The sequence below is a fragment of the Nocardioides sp. YIM 152588 genome, assembly GCF_040191335.1.
GTDB lineage: Bacteria > Actinomycetota > Actinomycetes > Propionibacteriales > Nocardioidaceae > Nocardioides.
Genome location: NZ_JBEGDJ010000054.1, coordinates 1 through 20,764, shown reverse-complemented (window position 1 = coordinate 20,764; position 20,764 = coordinate 1). Strand labels below are relative to the sequence as shown.

The following is a 20,764-nucleotide window of genomic DNA, read 5'->3' as shown; positions in this document are numbered from 1 at the left end:
ACACGTCAGCCGATCTGTCAAGCCCCGATTGCCGGGCTGACCTGCGCAAACGCTTTCTGAGACTGGGCTGAGACGTGGTAAGATGGCTGCTCAGGAAGGGGTTTGCTCATATGACTTTCACCGTCGGCGAAACGGTCGTCTATCCCAATCACGGGGCCGCAGTCATCGAGAACATCGAGATGCGGACGATCAAGGGAGAGGAGCGTCAGTACCTCGTACTCCGCATTGTGGCGCAGCAGGACCTGGTTGTCAGGGTTCCGGCCTGCAACCTGGACCTCGTGGGTGTCCGGGACGTGGTCGACAAGGAGGGCCTGGACCGGGTCTTCGGCGTGCTGCGTGCCGAGCACGTCGAGGAGCCGACCAACTGGTCGCGCCGCTACAAGGCCAACCTGGAGAAGCTGCACAGCGGCGACGTCATGAAGGTCGCCGAGGTCGTCCGCGACCTGTGGCGGCGCGAGCGCGACCGCGGCCTGTCGGCCGGGGAGAAGCGGATGCTCGCCAAGGCGCGTCAGATCCTCGTCTCCGAGCTCGCGCTCGCCGAGCACACCAACGAGGACAAGGCGGAGACGATCCTGGACGAGGTTCTCGCCTCCTGATCGCACGCTGATCGCACCGTTGTCGAAGCGCCCCGCGGCTGTTGCCGCGGGGCGCTTCGGCATCTCCGGCGCGACCGCCTCGTCGGCTCCCCGGGATGTGCCGCACCCGGGGCACCGCCTAGGTTGGTGACGTCATGAGCCTGCCGCCGACCGACCCGCTGCCGTACGACGCCGTCGACCCCGAGGACGAGCGGCCGCCCTCCTCCGGCGTGATCGTCGACGAGGCGCGCGGCGCGCTCCCGTTCGCGCTGATCCACGGGGAGTCGCTGGTCGCGACCGCCGCCTGGGCCGCCGGCGAGGCGGGCGTCGAGCTCGTCGACGCGAGCCTCGGCTGGGACGTCGTCGTCGACCGCGGCGAGCCGCTGGTGCTGCACGACCCGCTCTGCCCGATGACGCCGCCGGAGTTCATCGACGCATGCGTGCGCCGCGCCGTCGAGGCCGGCACGGTCGTCGTGGGCGTCCGGCCCGTCACCGACACGGTCAAGGAGGTCGCCGACGGGCGGATCGGCGCGACCGTCGACCGGGAGGCCCTGGTCGCCGTCTGCTCGCCGATCGTGCTGCCGCTCGACGTGCTGGCCGCCGTGGTCGCCGACGGTGGCCTGCCGTCCGTCGACTTCGCCGACGTGGTCGCGCACCTGCGCGCGGCCGGCCACCCGGTGTTCCTGGCCGAGGCGCCCGCCGAGGCCCGCCGCGTCGCCTCGGCGGACGACGTCGCGGTGCTCCAGGCGCAGACGGCGCCGGCGTACTGAGCTCCGGGTCGGGTCGGGCCGGATCGGGCTCGGGGCCGGCTCAGGCGGTGGCGCCGGCGAGGGAGGCCGCGCGCTCGCGGCGCAGCTCGGCCAGGCGCTCGCGCAGGTCCGGGTCGTCCATCACCAGCCAGACCAGCCCGCAGTCCTGGGGTCCGGTCGCGCCCGGGCTGCACAGCGTGCACGGCTCACCGAGCCGGATCGGACACTGGGGGACGGGCTTGCCCATGCCTTCGACGGTACGCCGGTCGCGGCCCGGGCCCCAGACGGCGGGGTGCCCGCGGGCGGAGATGCTGGTCACAGGCCGCCGGGGGCGTGGCGTGCGGGTCGCGGCGGATCATGTAACACGCGGTTGCAGGGTCTGGTCGGCCGTCCGCGTCGCTTCGAGCCCGTCGCGACGGGCTGCTACCGACGCGGACGGCCGGTCGGTGCGGCGGACGGCGTGTTACATGCGCGGACGGCCGGTCGGTGCGGCGGACGGCGTGTTACAGCCGGTCGGCCAGCGCGGCGGCCGTGGCGAGGTCCTCGGGGTAGGTCACCTTGAGGTTCGTCGCGCTGCCCTCGATCGCGTGCACCTCGAACCGCGGCGGGTCGAGCCGCTCCAGGCAGGCGGCCGTGTCGGTGCCCTCGAAGCCGTCCTCGGCGGCGGCCAGGTAGGCCCGGAGCAGCACCTGGGCGCGGAACGCCTGGGGTGTCTGCACGCCCGCGAGCCGGGCGCGGCCGCCGGGCCGCGGCGCGTCGGGGTCGCGCGGGAGCAGGCCGGCCAGGCCCACGACGGGCACGGCGCCGCCGTACCGCCGCGCGGTGGCCAGCGCCTCGCTGAAGACGGCGGCCGGGGCCAGCGGGCGGGCGCCGTCGTGGATCGCGACCGCGTCGATCCGGCCGGCGTCGATGTCGGGGGCGAGCAGGTCCAGCGCGGCGGCCTCGGAGGCGTGCCGGGTGGCGCCGCCCTCGACGAGCAGCACCTCGCTCTCCTCGCCGAGCTCGGGGAGCAGCGCGGCGCCGACCGCGTCCCGCTCGCCGGGCGCGCAGACCACGACCACCCGGAGCACGCCGGGCACCGCGAGGGCGGCGCGGACGCTCCACGCCAGCACCGGGCGCGGCCCGAGCGGCAGCAGCACCTTGTTGACGCCCGCCCCGACGCGGCTGCCGCTGCCCGCGCCCAGGACGACGATCGCCGCCGGGGGGACCGGCGGCGCGGCCGGTTCCGCGGGCGCCTCGGGAGGGGCTGCTGGGTGGGGCTGGTCCGTCATCGCCGGACCACCCTAGACCGCCCGGCGCGGGCTGGGCGGGCCACACCGCGTTACCCGGGGCAGCGCTCCCGTGGGAGGAGCGTTTTCGTGGGTGTTACACACGGAAACCTTGCCGAGAACAGAGTCCCCCTACTTTCGGCCCATGACTGCTCGGACGGCCCCCACGGAGGAGTGGCAGCCCGTCTGCCGGCTCGTCGAGCTCGAGATCGCCCGCGGGGTCACCGCACTCGTCCACGGCCAGGCCATCGCGATCTTCAAGGTCGACGAGGAGACGGTCTACGCGCTCGGCAACCACGACCCGTTCGCCCGCGCGTCGGCGCACGCCGGCGGCATCGCCAAGGGGATCGTGGGCGTCCGCGACGACGTGCCGTTCGTCGCCTCACCCGCGCACCGGCACGGGTTCGACCTACGTACCGGCCGGTGCCTCGACGACCCCCAGGTCTCCGTCCCCGCCTACGACGTCAAGGTCGTCGAGGGCGTGGTGCTCGTCGGCCACCGCAAGAGCGACGCCGCCTGAGCCTGGATCCACCGATCCTCGGCTACTACGCGGCCCCATGCGGGCGCGCTGGCTTCGTTGCCGACGCTCAACGGTGCAACCAGACCGCCCTCGCGCCGGCGCCTTGCCATCACACCCGCCTGGTGCCGCTCGCTACGCCGACGATCGGTGGATCCAGGCTGAGCCGGCCCCGCGCTCCGCGACGGCCCGGTCCACGAGGTCGCACAGCTGCGCGGTGACCAGGTCCGCGCGCTCCATGGGGAGCATGTGGCCCGCCCCCGGCGCGACCAGCAGCCGCGCGCCGCGGATGCTCGCCGCGATCCGGCGCCCGTGCTCGGGCGGGGTCAGCAGGTCGCGGCCGCCCACCAGCACGGTCGTCCGCACCCCGTCGTACGCCGTCAGCGCGGCCGCCCGCTCGTGGCCCATCATGTCGCGGTAGAACCCCGACATCGTGGCCGGCGGGCAGGCGATCAGCTGGTCGACCGCGACCCCGACGTCGCGGGGCCGCGCACCGCGGCCGAAGACGAAGCGCCGCAGGATCCGGCGCTCCAGGATCGGCGTGCGGCGGCGCTGGGAGCGGCTCAGCATCCGGGCCCGGTTGGCCAGCACCGCCGGCACCCGGTCGCGGGTCGCGGCCGTCGTGGCCGCGGGCAGCCCGAGCGTCACGGTGTCCATCCGGCCGGCCGAGGTGGAGACGAACAGCAGGCCCGCGACCCGCCCCACCAGGTCCGGCCGCTCCTGCGGCAGCGCCGTCATCGCCATCCCGCCGATCGAGTGGCCCGCCAGCAGCAGCGGACCCGCCGGGGCGAACGCGTCGACCACCCGGCCCAGGTCCCGTGCCAGGTGCGCGACGGTGCAGGCGTCCTCGGCCGCGGCGTCGGAGCGTCCGTGGCCCCGGTGGTCCCAGGTCACCACCCGCAGGTCGTGGCCGTAGCGGACCAGCAGGTCGTGCACCTGGTAGTGCCAGTCCTGCTCGTCGGCGGTCCAGCAGTGCGCCAGCAGCACCGTCAGCGGGGCGTCCTCCCGGCCCCGCACGGTCACGTGCAGGCGCAGGCCGTCCTCGGTCTCCAGCGTCCGCCGTCCGAAGTCCATGGCGTGGGTGTCGATCGCGTTCGTGTCCATCGTCCCCTGACAACGGCCGGCGGCGCGGTCGGCTACGCGGACGCCTGTGCGGACGGCAGCGCGGCCGTCGGCTACGCGGTCTCGGGCGCGACGGCGACCAGCGCGGTCGCGATCGCGGCGACGCCCTCGCCGCGGCCGGTCAGCCCGAGGCCGTCGGTGGTGGTCGCCGAGAGCGACACCGGGGCGCCGACGACCGCGCCCAGCGCGGCCTCGGCCTCCGCGCGGCGCGGGCCGATCCGGGGCCGGTTGCCGATCACCTGCACCGCGACGTTGCCGACGACGAAGCCGGCGGCGGCCACCCGCCGTACCGTCTCGGCGAGCATCGCGGTGCCCGCGGCGCCCGCCCACTCGGGCGCGGAGGTGCCGAAGTTGCTGCCCAGGTCGCCCAGGCCCGCCGCCGACAGCAGCGCGTCGCAGGCCGCGTGCGCGGCCACGTCCGCGTCGGAGTGGCCCTCCAGTCGCACGGCCTCCTCCGGCCAGGTCAGGCCGCCCAGCGCGAACGGCGGATCGCCCTCCTCGCGGGGGACCAGGCGGTGGACGTCGGTACCGGTGCCGACCCGGAACGGGAACGGGCTGGGGGAACTGCTCACCGGTCGATCATGCCGTGCGAGAGAATGGGCCGGTGAGGACATCGCGACGTTGGTGGTCGCTCGCCGGCATCGTGGTGGGCGCGCTCGGACTCGCGGCCAGCTATCTGGCCGCCGCCCTGCTGCACGTGCGCGAGTCGCCGGTGGTCGCGGTCGCCGAGGGCGTCACCGCGCTGACCCCGGGCTTCATCGCCGAGTGGGCGATCCAGAACCTGGGCACCTCCGACAAGTCCGCGCTGGTGATCGGGATCCTGGTGATCCTCGGCCTCCTCTTCGCGCTCCTCGGCGTGCTCGGCCGCCGGCAGTGGTGGTGGGCCTCGCTCGGCTTCGTCGTGCTCGCGGTGGTCGGCGGCGTCGCGGTCGCCGCCAAGCCCGGCACCACCGGGACCGACCTGGTGCCGGTCTTCGTCGGGCTGTTCGTGTGGCTCGGCGCGTTCGCGCTCTGCGCGCAGGCGCTGCGCCGCTGGGAGGTGGTCGAGGAGAGCGACGACCTCGGGCACGATCCCGCGCACACGCGGCGCGGGTTCTTCGTGCTGGTCGGCGTCCTGGCCGCCGGCACCGCCGTCGTCGGCGGGCTCGGCCGGATCGCGTCGGGCGCCCGCGAGAAGGTCGAGCACAGCCGCCGCCTGCTGCGGCTGGAGAAGGTCACCGAGCCGAAGCCGCCGGCCGCGGCCCGGGTCGACGTGCCGGGGGTGCCGCCCTGGCAGACCCCGGCCGAGGACTTCTACTTGATCGACACCGCGTTCATCAAGCCCACCCTCGAGCCCGTCGAGTGGGAGCTGCGGATCCACGGCATGGTCGAGCGCGAGATCACGCTCAGCTACGACGACCTGGTCTCCCGCGAGATCACCGAGGACTGGATCACCCTCAACTGCGTCTCCAACGAGGTCGGCGGCAACCTCATCGGCAACGCCTGGTGGAGCGGCGTGCGGCTGGCCGGCATCATCGCCGAGGCCGGCCCGAAGGAGGGCGCCGACGCGGTGCTGCAGACCTCGGTCGACGGCTGGACCTGCGGCACGCCGCTGGCCGCGCTCACCGACGACCGCAACGCGATGCTCGCCGTCGCGATGAACGGCGAGCCGCTCCCCGTCGAGCACGGCTTCCCGGTACGCACGATCGTCCCCGGCCTCTACGGCTACGTGTCGGCCTGCAAGTGGGTGGTCGACATGGAGGTCACCCGGTTCGAGGACTTCGACGCCTACTGGACCCAGAAGGGCTGGTCGGAGATGGGGCCGGTCAAGCTCTCGTCCCGGATCGACGTGCCGACCCAGGGCTCCGGCGTCGACGCCGGCACCGTCGTGGTCGCCGGCACCGCCTGGCACCAGAACACCGGCATCGAGACCGTCGAGGTCTCCCTCGACGGCGGCGCGTGGACCCCGGCGACGCTGGCCGAGGTGCCCAGCATGGACACGTGGGTGCAGTGGCGGGCCGAGGTCGACGTCGACGCCGGCGACCACTCGGTGCGGGTGCGCGCGACCAACCGCGACGGGGAGGTGCAGACCGGCGTCGAGACCGGCGTCCTCCCGGATGGTGCGACAGGCTGGCACACGGTCGGCTTCTCCGCGTCATGATGCCTGCGTGAGCGACCTGAGTTCGTACGCAGACGACTTCGCCGCGCTGGCCGGCGGCGCCCTGGTGGTCGGTGGGTCCGGCGGCCTGGGGCGGGCGACCGCGCTGCTGCTGGAGGCCCGCGGGGCGGCGGTGGCCGTGACGCACCGGACCCGACCCGCGTCGGTCGGTCGGGCGTCGTACCGGTTGGACCTGGGGGAGCCCGGGTCCGTCCCCGGCGTGGTGGACCGCGCGGCCGAGGAGCTGGGCGGCCTGCACACGGTCGTGTACGCCGCCGGGCCGCACGTCCCGATGGTGCACCTCTCCCGGGTCGAGCCGTCCGCGATGGCCACGCAGCTGGCCGCCGACGCCGCGGGGTTCTTCGCCGTCGCCCACGCCGCGCTGCCGCACCTGCGCGCCGCGCGGGGCTCGCTGGTGGCGGTGACCACCGCGGCCACCGCCCGGTTCCCCGTGCGCGACGGGCTCTCCTCGGCGCCGAAGGCCGCGGTCGAGGCGATGGTGCGCGGGCTGGCCGCGGAGGAGGGGCAGTTCGGCGTACGGGTCAACGCGGTGGGCCCCGGCATGCTCACCGACGGGATGGCCGAGCGGCTGATCTCGACGGGCGAGCTCGACGAGGCGGCCCTCGACGTCACCCGCGGCAACATCCCGCTGCGCCGGTTCGGCAGCGCCGAGGACATCGCCGAGGCGGTCTGCTTCCTGGCCAGCCACCGCGCCGGCTTCATCAGCGGGCAGAAGCTCGACGTCGACGGCGGCTACGGCGTCTAGCGCGAACAGGCACTCGGGGCAGGCCGAACAGGCACTTGGGGCGGGCCGAACAGGCACTTGGGGCGGGCCGAACAGGCGGTCGGGGCGGGCCGAACAGGCGGTCGGGGCGCGCCGAACAGGCACTCGGGGCGCGCCGAACAGGCACCGGGGCCGCAGCATGGGCCGTGCACCGCCCTGAGCCCCGGTTCGGGCTGCCCCAAGCCCCGGTTCGGCTACCAGTTGGTGTGGGTGCCGCTCGGCAGCGGGTGCGCGTCGTCGTGGATCACGTAGGCCAGCCCGCCCGACGCCTCGAGCCAGACCTTCTCGAACTCGTCGCGGCGGTACGAGCGGCGCACGCCCTTGCGGGTCGAGGAGGCCGGGTCGTTGACGACGACGCGGCCGCCCTTGCGGAACCCGGCGATCACGAGCAGGTGGCCGTTGGAGGCCGAGATCGGGGCGCCGCTGAGCTCGCCGGCGCCGAACGCCACGGAGACCACCAGCGGGATGCCGGCGGCGATGAACCGCTCGGCCTCCCGCAGCGAGCGGAGCCGGGTGACGAACGCCTTCCCGGCCCGCGGCGCGGCGTACGCGGTGTTGAACGGCCAGTTCCCGGTGCCGTCGTAGGCGTGGTCGAACGTCATCCGGGCGGCGTAGTCGACCCACGGGTCGGTGTGGCCCGACGGCACCCAGCGGTACCGCTTCGGCTTCGGCAGCGCGTTGTAGTACCCGAGCACCATCGAGGTGGAGGTCGGCGAGCACCACGCCTCGCCGCCACCGCCCCACGCCGGGTAGTGCCCGGTGTGCACCATCTGGGAGTAGCGCGGCACCGGCAGCACGATGCCGCGCGCGACGCCGGGCTTGGAGGTGGCGCCGGCGCTGCTGGGCAGCTGCGAGGACATCGCGGTGACCAGGTCCAGCGACGGGCGGGCGCCGCTGCCGGTGCGGCGCAGCAGCACCACCCGCAGCTGGTACGACGGCAGCCCGGTGGTCCGCCAGGTGTCGACGGCGACGCTGGTGCCGTCGTCGCTCTGCCCGGACTCGGTGGACCGCTGCACGTGCTGGTCGCCGGCGGCCCACCGGCCGAGGACGTCCCAGGTGGTGCGCCGGCCGCCGTCGGCGCCGGAGCGACCGCGGACCTGGACCTCGATCCAGCTGTTCTTCGGCGTCTTCGCGGACCACGAGGCGATCAGCTCGGTGTAGGAGAAGCCGGGCGCGACCCACGGGGAGGTCCACCGGGCCAGGTCGTAGGTGCGGCCGTTGGCGGAGCGGGTGCCGATGGGGGCGTCGAGGACGAGCCGGCCGTCGTCGACGGCGGTGCCGGCACCGTTGCCGGACTGCCACTCGGCAGCGGTGTCGAAGCGGGTCAGGTCGATCTTTCGGGCGCTGGCGGCGGCCGCGGCGATCGCGCCGCGCGGGGTGTCGTCGACCGAGCAGCCGACCAGGGTCGCGGACGCGGTCAGGCCGAGGGTGAGCAGGATCGGTCCCAGCAGGCGGCGCATGGACTCACGTTAGGTCACTCCAGTCACTCCTATCGCACAAGGCGCGCGGCGTCACGCGAGTCCGGGACCGTCCCGACCCGCGACACCCCCGCGACACCCCCGCGCCGCCGCGCCTCGACGCCGCGGGGTCGCCGCCGCGTCGTGGATGCCAGCGCCTCCCCGCCCGATCCCTAGACTGAGCACGTGACCCTCAGGCTGTATGACTCCTCGACCCGCGAAGTCCGTGACTTCGTGCCGCTCCGCGAGGGCGAAGTGGGTCTCTACGTCTGCGGCCTCACTGTGCAGAGCGAGCCGCACGTCGGGCACGTCCGCTCCGGCGTGAACTTCGACGTGCTGCAGCGCTGGCTGCGCGCGAAGGGCTTCGCGGTCACCTTCATCCGCAACGTCACCGACATCGACGACAAGATCCTGGCGAAGTCCGCCGAGCAGGGGCGCCCCTGGTACAACCTCGCCGCGACCATGCACAGGGAGCTGTCGAAGGCCTACGACTCGCTCAACGTCGCGCCGCCGACGTACGAGCCGCTGGCCACCGGGCACGTCCCGGAGATGATCGTGCTGATCGAGGACCTGATCGCGCGCGGTCACGCCTACCCGGCCGGAGACGGCTCCGGCGACGTCTACTTCGACGTGCGCTCGTGGGGCGAATACGGGTCGCTGACGCGGCAGGGCGTCGACGACATGGAGCCCGCCGGCGACGCGGACCCGCGCGGCAAGCGCGACCCCCGCGACTTCGCGCTGTGGAAGGGCCGCAAGGAGTCCGAGCCCGAGACCGCCTCGTGGCCCAGCCCGTGGGGCCCCGGCCGACCCGGGTGGCACATCGAGTGCTCCGCGATGGCCGGCAAGTACCTCGGCGACGCCTTCGACATCCACGGCGGCGGCGTCGACCTGCGCTTCCCGCACCACGAGAACGAGCAGGCGCAGTCGCGCGCCGCGGGGCGGCCCTTCGCGGCGTACTGGATGCACAACGCGTGGATCACCACCGCCGGCGAGAAGATGTCCAAGTCGCTCGGCAACTCGCTGACCATCCCCGCGGTGCTGCAGCGCTTCCGCGGCATCGAGCTGCGCTATTACCTGGTCGCGGCGCACTACCGCTCCCACGTCGAGTTCAGCTTCGAGGCGCTGGAGGAGGCCGCGATCGCGTTCGCGCGGGTCGAGAACTTCCTCGAGCGCGCGGGCGAGAGCGCGGTCGACCCGGCGGCACTCCCCGCGGCGTTCGTCGCGGCGATGGACGACGACCTCGGTACGGCGGCCGCCACCGCCGTCCTGCACGACACCGTCCGCGAGGGCAACCGCCGGCTGGCCGCCGGCGAGGACGCCACGGCCGTGGCGACCGCGGTGCGCACCATGCTGGACGTGCTCGGCCTCGACCCGGCCGACCCCGCCTGGACCGCCGCCGGTGGCGGAGGCGGCGCTGACGAGAAGCTGAGCGCCGCGGTGGACGCGCTCGTGCGCGGGCTGCTCGAGGAGCGCGCGGCCGCGCGCGCCGACAAGGACTGGGCGCGGGCGGACGCGATCCGGGACCGGATCAAGGTGGCCGGCATCGAGGTCACCGACACCCCTGACGGACCCAAGTGGACGGTTGACTGACTGATGGCTGGTAACTCCTCGCGCAAGGGCGCGATTCGCAAGACGAACAAGAAGCCGGCGGCTGGCTCCGGCGGCCAGGTCCGGCGCGGTCTGGAGGGCAAGGGCCCCACCCCGCGTGCCGAGGACCGGCCCTACCACAAGGCGCACAAGGCGAAGAACGCCAAGGACGGCGGCCCGGGCGGCGCCCGCAAGCCGGGTCCGCGCCGGCGCACCAGCGGCGACGCCGAGATGATCGTCGGGCGCAACCCGGTGCTGGAGGCGCTGCGCGAGGGCGTGCCGGTCAGCGGCGTCTACGTCGCCGAGGGGGCGGAGCGCGACGGCCGGCTCAAGGAGGTCTTCAGGCTCTGCGCCGACATGGGCGTCGGCCTGATGGAGATCAGCCGCCGCGAGCTCGACCGGATCACGAGTGCGGCCGTGCACCAGGGTCTGGCGGCCAAGGTGCCGCCGTACGAGTACGCGCACCCCGACGACCTCCTCGACGCGGCGCGCTCCCAGGGCGACAAGCCGCTGATCGTGGTGCTCGACCAGGTCACCGACCCGCGCAACCTCGGCGCGATCGTCCGCTCCGCGGCCGGCTTCGGCGCGCACGGTGTGGTGATCCCCGAGCGCCGCGCGGCCTCGATGACGGCGTCGGCGTGGAAGACCTCGGCCGGCGCCGCGGCCCGGATCCCGGTCGCGCAGACGGTCAACCTGACCCGCCAGCTGAAGGCCTACCAGGAGTCCGGCTGCTTCGTGGTCGGCCTCGCCGCCGACGGCGACCTGTCGCTGCGCGAGCTCGTCGAGGACCCCGACCTGGCCGGGGGCCCGCTGGTGGTCGTGGTCGGCTCCGAGGGCGACGGGCTGTCCCGGCTGGTCGCCGAGACCTGCGACCGCCTCGTCTCGATCCCGATGACGAGCTCGCTGGAGTCCCTGAACGCCGGTGTCGCCGCCTCGGTCGTGCTGTACGCCGTCGCGGAGGCCCGGGCCTGACCGGCGATCCCGTTCCCGATACGACCTTCCAGCCGACGCCGGAAGGTGGGGGCGGGCACGCCCGCCCGCCGTTGCGGGAGCGGGTGCGCGGGCGGGTGCTGCTGCGCGCTGCGGGCTACCTCGCCTCCTGGCTGGTGCTGACGGTCGCGCTCGGCCTGCTCCTGTTCACGACGTCCCACCGGACCGTCGACGTGGCCAGCCACGAGGCGGACCTGAAGCCGGACCTGACCGGCGAGGTCGTGGTGCGCACCGGCCCGGTGCTCCCGGACGTGCGGATCGCCTCCGGCGCGCCGATCGGGGTCGAGATCCTGCTCGGCAAGACCGACGTCGCCGACGTCGAGGCGCTGACCCAGCGCTACGCCACGATCGCCAGCAACCCCGACGGCCAGGTGGCGAAGGTGCGCGGCGCGCTCGAGGAGATGGCCGTGGACGCCGCCGTCCGCGGCGCCGCGCTCGCGGTGCTGCCGCTGATGGCGTGGGCCGCGGTGGGACGGTCCCGGCGACGCCGGCTCTACCGGCACATGCTCAGCCGAGGCGGGATCGCGACCAGCCTGGCGCTGGTCCTGGTGGGCGTCGGCCTGGCGCAGCCCTGGCACTGGGGCAGCGGCCCGACCCGGCCGCCCGAGGAGTGGCAGAGCCTGCAGGAGTTCCTCGGGCCCGACGTGAGCCTGCCGGCCGAGGCCGCGGACGTCGAGGTGCTGGCCGAGGGGGTCACGCGGTCCACGCGCCGGATCGTGTCCAGCCTGGTCAGCAGCTACCGCCGCGGCGAGGCGTTCTACGCCCAGGCGGCCGAGGACGCCCAGGGCCTGGAGCTCCGCGTCCCCGAGGAGGGCGAGACGGTGGTGCTGCTGGTCACCGACCGGCACGACAACGTCGGCATGGACGCCGTGGCGCGCGCCATCGGCGAGAGCGGCGGGGCCACCGCCGTCTACGACCTCGGCGACGACACCTCCAGCGGGGAGGCCTGGGAGGCGTTCTCCCTGGACTCGGTCTCCGCGGCGTTCGACGACTGGGGGCGTTGGGCCGTCGCCGGCAACCACGACAACGGCTCCTTCGTCCGCGAGTACATGGAGGAGCTCGGCTGGACCTACCTCGACGGCGAGGTGATCGACGGCCCCGGCGGCAGCCGCCTGCTCGGCGTCGACGACCCCCGCTCCAGCGGGTTCGGGGACTGGCGCGACGAGACCGGGCTGAGCTTCAGCGAGGTCGAGGAGCGGCTGGCCGACGCCGCCTGCGCGGCCGACGAGGAGGGCGACCGGATCTCCACGATCATCGTCCACGACGCCAACCTGGCCAGCGCCGCGCTGGACCGCGGCTGCGCCGACCTGGTGGTCGCCGGGCACACCCACGTCGAGGACGGGCCGACCGAGGTGGTCGGGGAGAACGGCAGCACGGGCTACACCTTCACCTCCGGCACGACCGGCGGTGCGGCGTACGCCGTCGCGCTGGGGTCGAAGCTGCGGCGGGCCGCGGGCGTCGCGCTGGTCACCTACCGCGACGGGCGCCCGGTCGGCGTCCAGGGGGTCACGCTGCAGACGAACGGGCGCTACGACGTGGGGGAGTGGGCCGCCCTGGAGCCCGGGGCGGCCGCCGACGTCGAGGACGGTCGACGCGGGGGCGACGCCGGGGGTGGTGCCGGTGCTGGCGCCGGCGGCGGGAAGAAGGACCCGGGCGGAGCCGCGGGCGGGGAGTAGGCGGCGCCGCGGCCGGCCTGGGGTGTCGGTGCTCGCGCCTAGCGTGGGGAGGGACAGGAACCCCACGAGGAGGCACGCATGAGCGCTTTCGCCGACCGTCCCGAGACCGCGCTGCTGGTCATCGACGTCCAGAACGACGTGGTGGCGGGCGCGCCGCGCCGGGACGAGGTGGTCGCCGCGATCGGCCGCCTCGTCGACCGCGCCCGCGATGCCGGCACGCCGGTGGTCTGGGTGCAGCACTCCAGCGACCACCTGGTGGCGGGCACGGACGGGTGGGCGTACGTGCCGGAGCTCGTCCGCGCGGCGACCGAGCCGATCGTGCACAAGCGGTACGGCGACTCGTTCGAGGACACGGGGCTGGAGGACGTGCTCGCCGGGCTGGGCGTCGGGCACGTGCTGGTGACCGGGGCGCAGAGCGACTTCTGCGTGCGATCGACGCTGCACGGAGCCCTGGTGCGCGGCTACGACGTGACCCTGGTGGCGGACGCGCACACCACCGAGGACCTCCGGGAGTACGGCGCGCCCGCCCCGGAGGAGGTCGTGGCGCACACGAACATGTACTGGTCCCAGCAGAAGGCGCCGGGCCGGGTCGCGACCGTCGTGCCCGCCTCCGAGGTGGTGCTGGCGCCGGTCGGCGCCGGGGCCTGACGCTCCGGCCGCCACGCGGGAGGTGGGTCGTGTGTCCCACACCCCGCCATGCGGGTGCCACAGGCACACGACCCGAGCCCCGCGGACCACGGCGGGCCCGCGCGCCCGTACGCTGGTGGCCGGTTAACGCCGATCCCCGGTTGGTCTGCCGGCAGGGCCCGCCTGACTTTGAATCAGGACAAGCGACGTAGGTTCGACTCCTACCCGGGGAGCAGGTCCGCACACGGGCGACGCTGCGATCGGGGGTGGGCGCGGGTGACATCCCTCGCGATCACGACGCTCGCCGCGCTCGTTGCCGGGTGGGCGCTGCTCTCCGGTGCCCTGTCGCGCCACAACGTCACCGGTCCGATGGTCTTCGTGGCGGCCGGCTACCTGCTGGGCAACCCGGACTGGGGGCCGATGCGGGTCGACGTCGCGACCGAGTCCGCGCGGTTCGTCGCCGAGGTCACGCTCGCGCTGCTGCTCTTCGCCGACGCCTCCCGGATCGACGCGACCCAGCTGCGCCACTCGGCGGCCGTCCCGGCTCGCCTGCTGGGGATCGGCCTCCCCCTGGCGATGATCGCCGGAACGGCCGCGGCGGTCGCGGTGGTCACCGACCTGCCGTGGGTGCTGGCGCTCTTCGTCGGGGCCGCCCTCGCCCCGACCGACGCCGCGCTGAGCGCCGCGGTGATCACCGACGAGCGGGTCCCGCTGCGGCTGCGGCGCTCCCTCAACGTCGAGAGCGGCCTCAACGACGGCATCGCCACGCCCGTGGTGGCCATGGCGCTCGCGGGGAGCGCTGCGGCGCTCGGCGTCACGGAGTCAGCGGAGTCGGTGGCCGTGGTCGACGCCCTGCGAGACCTCGGCGTCGGCGTGCTCGCCGGTCTCGTCGTCGGCGCGGGCGGCGCTTGGGCGACGGACCGGGCGACGCGCCGCGGCTGGACCTCGTCGAGCGCTCGGCGGCTGGCCGTCCTCGCGCTCGCGGTCGTCGCCTACTCCTCGGCCCTGGCCGCCGAGGGGAACGGCTTCATCGCGGCGTTCGTCGCCGGGGTGGCCTTCAGCGGGGTCGCCGCGAGGGACGCGGCCGACGAGGAGGGCCTGGTGGTGCTCCCCGAGCTTGGCGGCGAGTTGCTCGCCCTGGTGGTGTGGTTCCTCTTCGGCGCCGGGCTGGTGCCGATCATCGCCGCCAACATCGACGCCGCGGCGGTGCTCTTCGCGGTGCTGGCGCTGACCCTGCTCCGCATGGCGCCGGTCGCGATCGCGCTGGTCGGCGCCGGGCTGCCCCGGCGCGACGTGCTGTTCCTCGGCTGGTTCGGCCCGCGCGGCCTGGCCTCGGTGGTGTTCGCGCTCCTGGCCGTGGAGACGCTGGCCGAGTCCGCGCACCCGATGGCCGGGTGGGCGCTCGCCGCGATCGCGCTCACGGTGCTGCTCAGCGTGGTCCTGCACGGCCTCAGCGCCGGCCCGGTCGCCCGGCGGTTCGCCCCGCCGGCCGCCGAGGCCGCCGAGGCGGCAGGGGCGGCCGAGGTCGCGGAGGGGGGACCAGCCCCCAATGCCCGGCCGCAGCGGTTGGTCGTGCCGGGCGACCGGCGCTGAGCCGCTGATCGCCGGGCACGACCTCCGGGGTGGCTCAGGCCCAGCGCACCGCGTCGGCGACGTCGACGCGGGGCAGGCGCGGGAACCAGGCGTCCGTGCCCGGGTGGCCGATGTTGACGACCAGGTGCGACTTCCACGGCGTGCCGGCGAAGAACTCGGCGTCGATGCCGGCCGTGTCGAAGCCCGCCATCGGGCCGGCGGCGAGGCCGTGGGCCCGCACGGCGAGGAAGAACTGCCCGGTGGCCAGCGCGGCGCTGTACTTGGAGATCGGCTCGCGGGCCTCGGCCGGCATGGCGCCGAAGCTCTTCACGAACATCTCGGCGCGGTCGGGGAAGGTGACCCGGAACTGCTCGTGGAAGTCGGCGTCGTAGGCGAGGACGGCGACGACCGGCGCGGCCTGCGCCTTGTTCCGGTTGCTGCCCTCGGCGATGTGGGGAAGCAGGCGGGCCTTGCCCTCGTCGGTGCGCACGAAGAGGACGCGCAGCGGCTGGCTGTTGGCCATGGTGGGGGCGAAGCGGGTCAGCTCCCAGATGCCGTGCAGCTCGTCGTCGGTGACGGGGCGGTCGGCGAACGAGTTCGCGGTGCGCGCCTCGGTGAAGAGGAGGGCACGGGCGGTGTCGTCGAGGGTCTCGAGCGCGGTGAGGGTCATTGCTGCTCCTGAAGACGTGGCTGCTTGTCAATTCGATGGTACTTCGAAACAAGAAGTAGCAGTCAAGTCCGGAGCGAAGGTATCCTCGTCACATGACGCCCCGCACCCACGCCGCGGCCGACCCCGCGGTCGGCGGTGGTGCCGCGCACGGGCCAGGTGTCCGCGCCTGCGACGGCGCTCTCTCCCGCGCCTTCCAGTTCCTCGGCAAGCGGTGGAACGGGATGCTGATCAGCGTCCTCGGCGGCGGGCCGGCCGGCTTCGCCGAGCTCAAGCGGGTCCTCGGCATCAGCGACTCGGTGCTCTCCGACCGCCTCGCCGAGCTGACCGGCGCCGGCCTCGTCCAGCGCACGGTGGATCCCGGGCCCCCGGTCGCCGTCGCCTACGCGCTCACCGACGCCGGCCACGCGCTGCTGCCCGCGCTCCACGCGCTCGGCGACTGGGCACGGGAGAACCTCGACGAGACGATCTGCGGGCGCTGAGACGCGGCGGGTGCGCGAAAGGCCCCCGCGATGGATCGCAGGGGCCTTTCGTCGCTTTGCTGGCGCGCAGTCCGTCACTTCTCCAAGTTGAGATAGACCGCCTCGTCGAGGCTCAGTGCGGCCTGCGCCTTGAGCACGCCCGTGCCGGCGTGCTTGGGGGCGACGTCGAAGACGACGACGCCGGACTTCTTGAGCCCCGGGCTGAGGTCCTCGTAGGCGAACGCGTCATCGAGGAAGATCGCGTCGTCAGATGCGTCGATCTCGGTGCCGTTCACCTGAAGGGTGAAGTCGAGGCTGGAGATCTGGATGCTCTCGTCCTTGACGTTCTGAACCGTCAGCGAGACGACCACGTATGCACCGGCCGGAGCGTCGGCGAACTGGCCGAGCGAGTCCCGGACGGAAACGTCGTCGACCCGGTACTTCGCGCTCTCGTTGGCGACGGCGGTGCCGCGCGGGGCCGGATTGGCCGTGGTGCCGACGTCGGCCTTCTCCTCGGCCTTCTCCTCGGCCTTGGCCTGGGTTTCGCTGTCCTTGGCCTTGCCGGCGGTCGAGCCGCCGTTGTCCCCGGAGGCCTGAGAGGAGTTGTCGGGCTCGGAATCGGCGTCGCCGCCACCGGTCGCCTGGACGATCACGATCAGCACGACCAGCGCGATCGGGATGATGAAGCGCTTCTTCTTGAACCAGGGGCGCTGGGCCTTGGCGTACGCCTTCGCGGCCTTGGCCTGCGCCTTCGCGTCCTTGTAGTCGGTCGGCTGCGGAGCAGGCGTGTACTGATCGGTCATGGACCCTCAACTTCCAAGTGAATCGGTGGAACTGGTCAACAGTGCGGACGGCCGGGACCTGAGACTGGGATCTTGCGGAAGGGTGAAGTTGTCGGGGATCCCTCAGGATTCGCGAGGGCCTCCCGAGGTCGATCCTGCGGAGGTTCGCCGCGGCGCCGACCGGGGTGGTGAGAGGCTGGCAGGGTGCAGCGATGGTTCCGACGCTCCCTGTTCGACCGGGTGCCGCGCGACCATCGTGACTCCGCGCCCGTGCTGCGCCGGCGCCAGGTCGTCGCGCTGGTCACGATCGTCCTCGGCGCCGCGATGCTCGGGGTCAGCCTGCGGATCGAGCCGGGCAGCGTGTGGTTCTACCCCGCGACGCTGTCCGTGGCGGTGGTCTGGACGGTCGGCGCCTTCGCCTCCGGGCCGCTGCACCTGGGGCGGATCGCCCACCCCCGCGACGGCGACCACCTGATCCGGCCCGTGGTCGCGCCCGTGCTGGTCGGGCTGGCGCTGGCCGCGCTCTTCCTCGTCGGTGGGCTGGTCGTCCGCGAGATCCCCTGGCTGGACCGTCAGGTGAGCGCGGTGCTGGACTTCGCCGACGAGGGGTCGCTGCCGCTGCTCCTGCTGATCACCGTGGCCAACGGGATCGCCGAGGAGCTGTTCTTCCGCGGGGCGCTGTACGCCGCCGTCACCCGGCACCCGGTGGTCTGGACCAGCGTGGCGTACGTCGTCGCGACGCTGGCCACCGGCAACGTGATGCTGGCGTTCGCGGCCGTGCTGCTCGGCGTACTGGTCGGCCTGCAGCGGCGGGCCTCGGGCGGCATCCTGGCGCCGATCCTGACCCACTGCACGTGGTCGGTGGCGATGCTCTTCGTGCTGCCCTACCTCTTCGGCTGACCGGCCGGACCCTCAGACGCCCAGCCCCTCCGCCAGCCGCTCGGCCAGCGCGCGGCGCACCGCCTCGGCATAGGGCAGCGGGTCGCCGGGCACGACATCCCGGATCCGGTGGCCGTCCTCGACGACCACCTCGGTGCCCATCGACTCGATCAGGTTGCGCCCGGTGGTCACGTCGACGTCGGTCACCAGCGCCAACCAGTACGACGACAGGCGCGGCGTCAGCACGGGGACCGAGATGATCGGCACCGACCGCCCCGACGCCACCTCGGAGGCCACGCGCAGCATGTCCAGGTAGGTCATCGCCTCGGGCCCGCCGATCTCGTACACCTGGTCGAAGGTCCGCTCGTCGCCGATCACCCCGACGAGGTAGCGCACCACGTCGTCCAGCGCGATCGGCTGCGTGCGGGTCTCGGTCCACTTCGGCACCACCATCGCCGGCAGGTTCTTCACGAGCTGTCGGGTCAGCTCCCACGAGATACCGCCGTGACCGACCACGATGGCGGCCCGCAGCACCGTCACCGGGACGCCGGCCGAGCCGAGCAGCGACTCGACCTCCCGGCGCGAGCGCAGGTGCGGGGAGAGGTCCGTGTCGTCGGCGCCGAGGCCGCCCAGGTAGACGATCTGGCGCACCCCCGCGTCGGCGGCGGCTCGCGCGAAGTTGCGCGCCGCCTCGGCGTCGCGGGCCTCGAAGTCGGCCTGGTCCAGGGAGTGCACGAGGTAGACGGCGACGTCCACGCCGGCCAGCGCCGTCGCCAGCGACTCCGGGTCGCCGACGTCGCCGGCGACGGCGGTGCCGGGGCCGTCGTACTCGTCGGGGCGGCGGGTCATCGCCCGGACGGTGACGCCGGCGTCGGTCAGGGCGGCCGTCAGGCGGCGTCCGACGAACCCGGTGGCACCGGTCACCAGGACCGTCGCGGCTTCCATGGCCCCCACCGTAGGCGGAGGCCCCGCACCGGGGCCCGCGGCGCCGGGGTTGAATCCTTTCGGTGACGTCGTGTGGGTGTGCGTGTCATCCTCACTGTCACAGTCCCGCTGTTCGTGCCCGAGCAGGAGTCGCTCCGATGTCGGTCCGGTCCCAGGCCCCCACCGCGCTGCCGAACGCCGACCTGGCGGTCGAGCGGTACGGCGACGTCGGCCGCGCCTGGCTGGCGGGGATGTGGCAGGCGGACCCGCTGGCCGACGCGGTCGTCGACGACCCGACCGAGCGGGGCGCCTCGCTGCGCGCGGTGCGCGCCATCGTGGAGAAGAGCGCGTCGGCGGTCGTGGATCCGCCGGACTCGGCCATCGCGCTGCTGCACCAGATCACCACCGAGCCCGGGTGGCTCGAGCGGGAGCGGCTGGACCGGGCCGCGGACGTGCTGGTCCGCTACAGCGCCCAGTGGGGCCTGGTGCTCGGGGCCGCCTCGTTGCTGGCCGGAGCGGACAACTGGATCGCCGCCAAGCCGCTGCTGCTCACCGGCCGCTACGGCCACCAGCCGGCCGTCCGGTCGATCGAGGTCGGGGAGTGGCTCTCGGAGGTCGTCCGGCCCGGCGGGATGGAGATCGGCGGGCGCGGGTTCGCGCACACGGTCCGGGTGCGCCTGATCCACGCGCACGTCCGTCGCCACGTCAACGCCCACGCCGAGTGGGACCTCGAGGCGTGGGGGGTGCCGGTGCCGCAGCCCTACATGGCGTTCACCCTCGCCGAGTTCGGCCACATCTCGCTGGCGGCGATGGCGCAGCTCGGGGTGCGGCTGCGCCCGGACGAGCTCGAGGACATCTACCACCTGTGGCGCTACGTCGGGCACGTGATCGGCGTCGGGGAGGCCCTCAACCCGGCCTCCGAGGCCGACCAGGTCGCGATCGAGGAGCTCTACCACCTGACCTCTCCCGGCCCCGACGACTACAGCCGCGACTTCGTCCGGGCGCTCACCGAGGACTACCTGGCGCCGCAGCTGGCGACCCTGCTGGTCGGGCCGGAGCGGCTGCGCCAGAACGTCGCCCGGCGGCTGATGTACGGGATGTCGCGGGTCTTCCTCGGCGACGAGGCGGCGGACTCGCTGGCGATCCCGGACGGCGGCGCGAAGCACGTCGTGCGCGCGCTCCGGCCGGGCCTGGCGCTCGCCGACCAGGCCCGCCTGCGGCTGTTCGGCCGGGAGGAGGTCACCTCCCGTGGCTACCTGGCGCGCGACCGCGAGCTGGCCCGGCTGCGCCGCGAGCACGGCATGGCCCACGACCTGGTGGACGCGGTGCCGGGCGCCGTCGGCCACGCCGACTGAGCGGGCCGGGCAGCGGTGGCCAGTGTCGTCGAGCACAGCCTGGAGATCGACGCTCCGGTGGGCGTCGTCTTCTCCTACGTCGACGACTTCACCCGCACCAAGGAGTGGCTCTACGGCCTGCACCGGATCGAACCCGTCACCGACCAGCTGAGCGGCGTCGGCGCCACCTACGAGGGGGTGATGAAGGTCGGGATCTCCCTGACCTCCCGGCTGGAGTGCACCGCGTGGGAGAAGGACCGCTACATCGAGATCACCTCGGTCGAGGGGATCCAGAACACCCAGCGCTGGACCTTCACCGACCTCGGCGACGACCGCTGCCGGGTCGAGGCGTGGATCAGTTACGCGCTGCCGGGCGGCCCGGCGGGGCGGGCGATGGCCGCGGCGGTGAAGCCGTTCATCGGGGTCGCCGTCCGGCACACGAGCGAGCACCTGGCGCGCAACGTGGAGGCGCTCTGACGCCGAGAACGTGACGTCCGCCACATTCTGGCGTTGTCTCTCCGGGAGGGCCCCGACTCGGAGGAGGCACACATGGCGTACTCGGCGCGCGGGATCGCGGCCGCGCTGACCGCACTGGCGGCGACCACGGCGGTCGCCTGCGGGGCCGTGGCGCCGGCGGACGCGGCGCCGCCCCGGGC

The 20,764-nt window shown here is 74.0% G+C and carries 22 protein-coding genes and 1 tRNA gene; 15 read left to right on the top strand and 8 right to left on the bottom strand.

What is annotated here, in order from left to right:
• Nucleotides 1–110 precede the first annotated feature (110 nt).
• Complete coding sequence (locus ABLM29_RS18735) at nt 111–596, top strand: CarD family transcriptional regulator (protein ID WP_349716052.1); 486 nt, start codon at nt 111–113, stop codon at nt 594–596.
• Nucleotides 597–730: 134 nt separating this feature from the next.
• Nucleotides 731–1,345: a 2-C-methyl-D-erythritol 4-phosphate cytidylyltransferase gene (locus ABLM29_RS18730; RefSeq protein ID WP_349716050.1), complete on the top strand. Its 615-nt coding sequence runs from the start codon at nt 731–733 to the stop codon at nt 1,343–1,345.
• Nucleotides 1,346–1,385: 40 nt separating this feature from the next.
• Here the strand turns inward: ABLM29_RS18730 and ABLM29_RS18725 are convergent, their stop codons facing one another.
• Together ABLM29_RS18725 and ABLM29_RS18720 are read right to left on the bottom strand one after the other, a co-directional pair.
• Nucleotides 1,386–1,571: a DUF6767 domain-containing protein gene (locus tag ABLM29_RS18725; protein ID WP_349716048.1), complete on the bottom strand. Its 186-nt coding sequence runs from the start codon at nt 1,569–1,571 to the stop codon at nt 1,386–1,388.
• Nucleotides 1,572–1,827: 256 nt separating this feature from the next.
• A complete protein-coding gene (locus ABLM29_RS18720; RefSeq protein ID WP_349716046.1) occupies nt 1,828–2,595 on the bottom strand; it encodes an IspD/TarI family cytidylyltransferase in 768 nt (255 codons plus the stop codon).
• Nucleotides 2,596–2,737: 142 nt separating this feature from the next.
• On the opposite strand from ABLM29_RS18720, the gene nirD reads away from it, so the two are divergent.
• Entirely contained in the window at nt 2,738–3,112 is a 375-nt protein-coding gene (gene nirD / locus ABLM29_RS18715; protein WP_349716044.1) for a nitrite reductase small subunit NirD, read from the top strand.
• A 132-nt stretch (nt 3,113–3,244) separates the two neighbouring features.
• Here the strand turns inward: nirD and ABLM29_RS18710 are convergent, their stop codons facing one another.
• Nucleotides 3,245–4,213 carry an alpha/beta fold hydrolase gene (locus tag ABLM29_RS18710; protein ID WP_349716043.1) on the bottom strand — a complete coding sequence of 323 codons (969 nt, stop codon included), beginning with the start codon at nt 4,211–4,213 and terminating at the stop codon, nt 3,245–3,247.
• A gap of 71 nt (nt 4,214–4,284) precedes the next feature.
• Entirely contained in the window at nt 4,285–4,803 is a 519-nt protein-coding gene (gene ispF / locus ABLM29_RS18705) for a 2-C-methyl-D-erythritol 2,4-cyclodiphosphate synthase (protein ID WP_349716041.1), read from the bottom strand.
• A 32-nt stretch (nt 4,804–4,835) separates the two neighbouring features.
• Here ispF and ABLM29_RS18700 point away from each other — a divergent pair, with 32 nt between their 5' ends.
• Together ABLM29_RS18700 and ABLM29_RS18695 are read left to right on the top strand one after the other, a co-directional pair.
• Nucleotides 4,836–6,371, top strand: coding sequence for a molybdopterin-dependent oxidoreductase (locus tag ABLM29_RS18700; RefSeq protein WP_349716039.1), 1,536 nt, complete (start codon nt 4,836–4,838; stop codon nt 6,369–6,371).
• Nucleotides 6,372–6,378: 7 nt separating this feature from the next.
• Complete coding sequence (locus ABLM29_RS18695) at nt 6,379–7,134, top strand: SDR family NAD(P)-dependent oxidoreductase (protein WP_349716037.1); 756 nt, start codon at nt 6,379–6,381, stop codon at nt 7,132–7,134.
• A gap of 212 nt (nt 7,135–7,346) precedes the next feature.
• Here ABLM29_RS18695 and ABLM29_RS18690 read toward each other — a convergent pair whose 3' ends face one another.
• Nucleotides 7,347–8,612, bottom strand: a complete 1,266-nt coding sequence (locus ABLM29_RS18690; protein ID WP_349716035.1) for a C39 family peptidase — start codon at nt 8,610–8,612, stop codon at nt 7,347–7,349.
• Between the two features lie 183 nt (nt 8,613–8,795).
• On the opposite strand from ABLM29_RS18690, the gene cysS reads away from it, so the two are divergent.
• From cysS to ABLM29_RS18660, 6 genes are all read left to right on the top strand, one after another.
• On the top strand, nt 8,796–10,199 hold the full coding sequence (gene cysS, locus ABLM29_RS18685; RefSeq protein ID WP_349716034.1) for a cysteine--tRNA ligase: 1,404 nt from the start codon (nt 8,796–8,798) through the stop codon (nt 10,197–10,199).
• A gap of 3 nt (nt 10,200–10,202) precedes the next feature.
• Nucleotides 10,203–11,168 carry a 23S rRNA (guanosine(2251)-2'-O)-methyltransferase RlmB gene (gene rlmB, locus ABLM29_RS18680; RefSeq protein ID WP_349716033.1) on the top strand — a complete coding sequence of 322 codons (966 nt, stop codon included), beginning with the start codon at nt 10,203–10,205 and terminating at the stop codon, nt 11,166–11,168.
• A 95-nt stretch (nt 11,169–11,263) separates the two neighbouring features.
• On the top strand, nt 11,264–12,862 hold the full coding sequence (locus ABLM29_RS18675) for a metallophosphoesterase (protein ID WP_349716031.1): 1,599 nt from the start codon (nt 11,264–11,266) through the stop codon (nt 12,860–12,862).
• 78 nt (nt 12,863–12,940) lie between these two features.
• The gene (locus tag ABLM29_RS18670) at nt 12,941–13,510 is read left to right on the top strand and encodes a cysteine hydrolase family protein (RefSeq protein WP_349716029.1); all 570 of its coding nucleotides are present in this window, start codon (nt 12,941–12,943) and stop codon (nt 13,508–13,510) included.
• Between the two features lie 133 nt (nt 13,511–13,643).
• Nucleotides 13,644–13,722: transfer RNA gene (locus ABLM29_RS18665), tRNA-Gln, on the top strand.
• Between the two features lie 43 nt (nt 13,723–13,765).
• Nucleotides 13,766–15,082 carry a cation:proton antiporter gene (locus ABLM29_RS18660; RefSeq protein WP_349716028.1) on the top strand — a complete coding sequence of 439 codons (1,317 nt, stop codon included), beginning with the start codon at nt 13,766–13,768 and terminating at the stop codon, nt 15,080–15,082.
• A 34-nt stretch (nt 15,083–15,116) separates the two neighbouring features.
• Here ABLM29_RS18660 and ABLM29_RS18655 read toward each other — a convergent pair whose 3' ends face one another.
• A complete protein-coding gene (locus tag ABLM29_RS18655) occupies nt 15,117–15,731 on the bottom strand; it encodes a malonic semialdehyde reductase (protein WP_349716026.1) in 615 nt (204 codons plus the stop codon).
• A gap of 92 nt (nt 15,732–15,823) precedes the next feature.
• Between ABLM29_RS18655 and ABLM29_RS18650 the strand changes: the two genes are divergently transcribed.
• Nucleotides 15,824–16,210 carry a winged helix-turn-helix transcriptional regulator gene (locus ABLM29_RS18650; RefSeq protein WP_349716024.1) on the top strand — a complete coding sequence of 129 codons (387 nt, stop codon included), beginning with the start codon at nt 15,824–15,826 and terminating at the stop codon, nt 16,208–16,210.
• 74 nt (nt 16,211–16,284) lie between these two features.
• Here ABLM29_RS18650 and ABLM29_RS18645 read toward each other — a convergent pair whose 3' ends face one another.
• Nucleotides 16,285–16,992, bottom strand: coding sequence for a DUF4352 domain-containing protein (locus tag ABLM29_RS18645; protein ID WP_349716023.1), 708 nt, complete (start codon nt 16,990–16,992; stop codon nt 16,285–16,287).
• Nucleotides 16,993–17,175: 183 nt separating this feature from the next.
• Here ABLM29_RS18645 and ABLM29_RS18640 point away from each other — a divergent pair, with 183 nt between their 5' ends.
• Nucleotides 17,176–17,871, top strand: coding sequence for a CPBP family intramembrane glutamic endopeptidase (locus tag ABLM29_RS18640; protein WP_349716021.1), 696 nt, complete (start codon nt 17,176–17,178; stop codon nt 17,869–17,871).
• Nucleotides 17,872–17,883: 12 nt separating this feature from the next.
• Here the strand turns inward: ABLM29_RS18640 and ABLM29_RS18635 are convergent, their stop codons facing one another.
• The gene (locus ABLM29_RS18635) at nt 17,884–18,795 is read right to left on the bottom strand and encodes an NAD(P)H-binding protein (protein ID WP_349716020.1); all 912 of its coding nucleotides are present in this window, start codon (nt 18,793–18,795) and stop codon (nt 17,884–17,886) included.
• A 137-nt stretch (nt 18,796–18,932) separates the two neighbouring features.
• On the opposite strand from ABLM29_RS18635, the gene ABLM29_RS18630 reads away from it, so the two are divergent.
• Together ABLM29_RS18630 and ABLM29_RS18625 are read left to right on the top strand one after the other, a co-directional pair.
• On the top strand, nt 18,933–20,129 hold the full coding sequence (locus tag ABLM29_RS18630) for an oxygenase MpaB family protein (RefSeq protein ID WP_349716018.1): 1,197 nt from the start codon (nt 18,933–18,935) through the stop codon (nt 20,127–20,129).
• Between the two features lie 15 nt (nt 20,130–20,144).
• Nucleotides 20,145–20,585: an SRPBCC family protein gene (locus ABLM29_RS18625; RefSeq protein WP_349716016.1), complete on the top strand. Its 441-nt coding sequence runs from the start codon at nt 20,145–20,147 to the stop codon at nt 20,583–20,585.
• Nucleotides 20,586–20,764 lie beyond the last annotated feature (179 nt).

What these genes read in the sequence shown, in the direction of transcription:
- ABLM29_RS18635 (WP_349716020.1), bottom strand. Translation starts at nt 18,795, where the DNA reads ATGGAAGCCGCGACGGTCCTGGTGACCGGTGCCACCGGGTTCGTCGGA.
- ABLM29_RS18630 (WP_349716018.1), top strand. Translation starts at nt 18,933, where the DNA reads ATGTCGGTCCGGTCCCAGGCCCCCACCGCGCTGCCGAACGCCGACCTG.
- ABLM29_RS18645 (WP_349716023.1), bottom strand. Translation starts at nt 16,992, where the DNA reads ATGACCGATCAGTACACGCCTGCTCCGCAGCCGACCGACTACAAGGAC.
- ABLM29_RS18690 (WP_349716035.1), bottom strand. Translation starts at nt 8,612, where the DNA reads ATGCGCCGCCTGCTGGGACCGATCCTGCTCACCCTCGGCCTGACCGCG.
- ABLM29_RS18670 (WP_349716029.1), top strand. Translation starts at nt 12,941, where the DNA reads ATGAGCGCTTTCGCCGACCGTCCCGAGACCGCGCTGCTGGTCATCGAC.
- ABLM29_RS18725 (WP_349716048.1), bottom strand. Translation starts at nt 1,571, where the DNA reads ATGGGCAAGCCCGTCCCCCAGTGTCCGATCCGGCTCGGTGAGCCGTGC.
- ABLM29_RS18655 (WP_349716026.1), bottom strand. Translation starts at nt 15,731, where the DNA reads ATGACCCTCACCGCGCTCGAGACCCTCGACGACACCGCCCGTGCCCTC.
- ABLM29_RS18720 (WP_349716046.1), bottom strand. Translation starts at nt 2,595, where the DNA reads ATGACGGACCAGCCCCACCCAGCAGCCCCTCCCGAGGCGCCCGCGGAA.
- ABLM29_RS18730 (WP_349716050.1), top strand. Translation starts at nt 731, where the DNA reads ATGAGCCTGCCGCCGACCGACCCGCTGCCGTACGACGCCGTCGACCCC.
- nirD (WP_349716044.1), top strand. Translation starts at nt 2,738, where the DNA reads ATGACTGCTCGGACGGCCCCCACGGAGGAGTGGCAGCCCGTCTGCCGG.
- ABLM29_RS18650 (WP_349716024.1), top strand. Translation starts at nt 15,824, where the DNA reads ATGACGCCCCGCACCCACGCCGCGGCCGACCCCGCGGTCGGCGGTGGT.
- ABLM29_RS18735 (WP_349716052.1), top strand. Translation starts at nt 111, where the DNA reads ATGACTTTCACCGTCGGCGAAACGGTCGTCTATCCCAATCACGGGGCC.
- ABLM29_RS18710 (WP_349716043.1), bottom strand. Translation starts at nt 4,213, where the DNA reads ATGGACACGAACGCGATCGACACCCACGCCATGGACTTCGGACGGCGG.
- rlmB (WP_349716033.1), top strand. Translation starts at nt 10,203, where the DNA reads ATGGCTGGTAACTCCTCGCGCAAGGGCGCGATTCGCAAGACGAACAAG.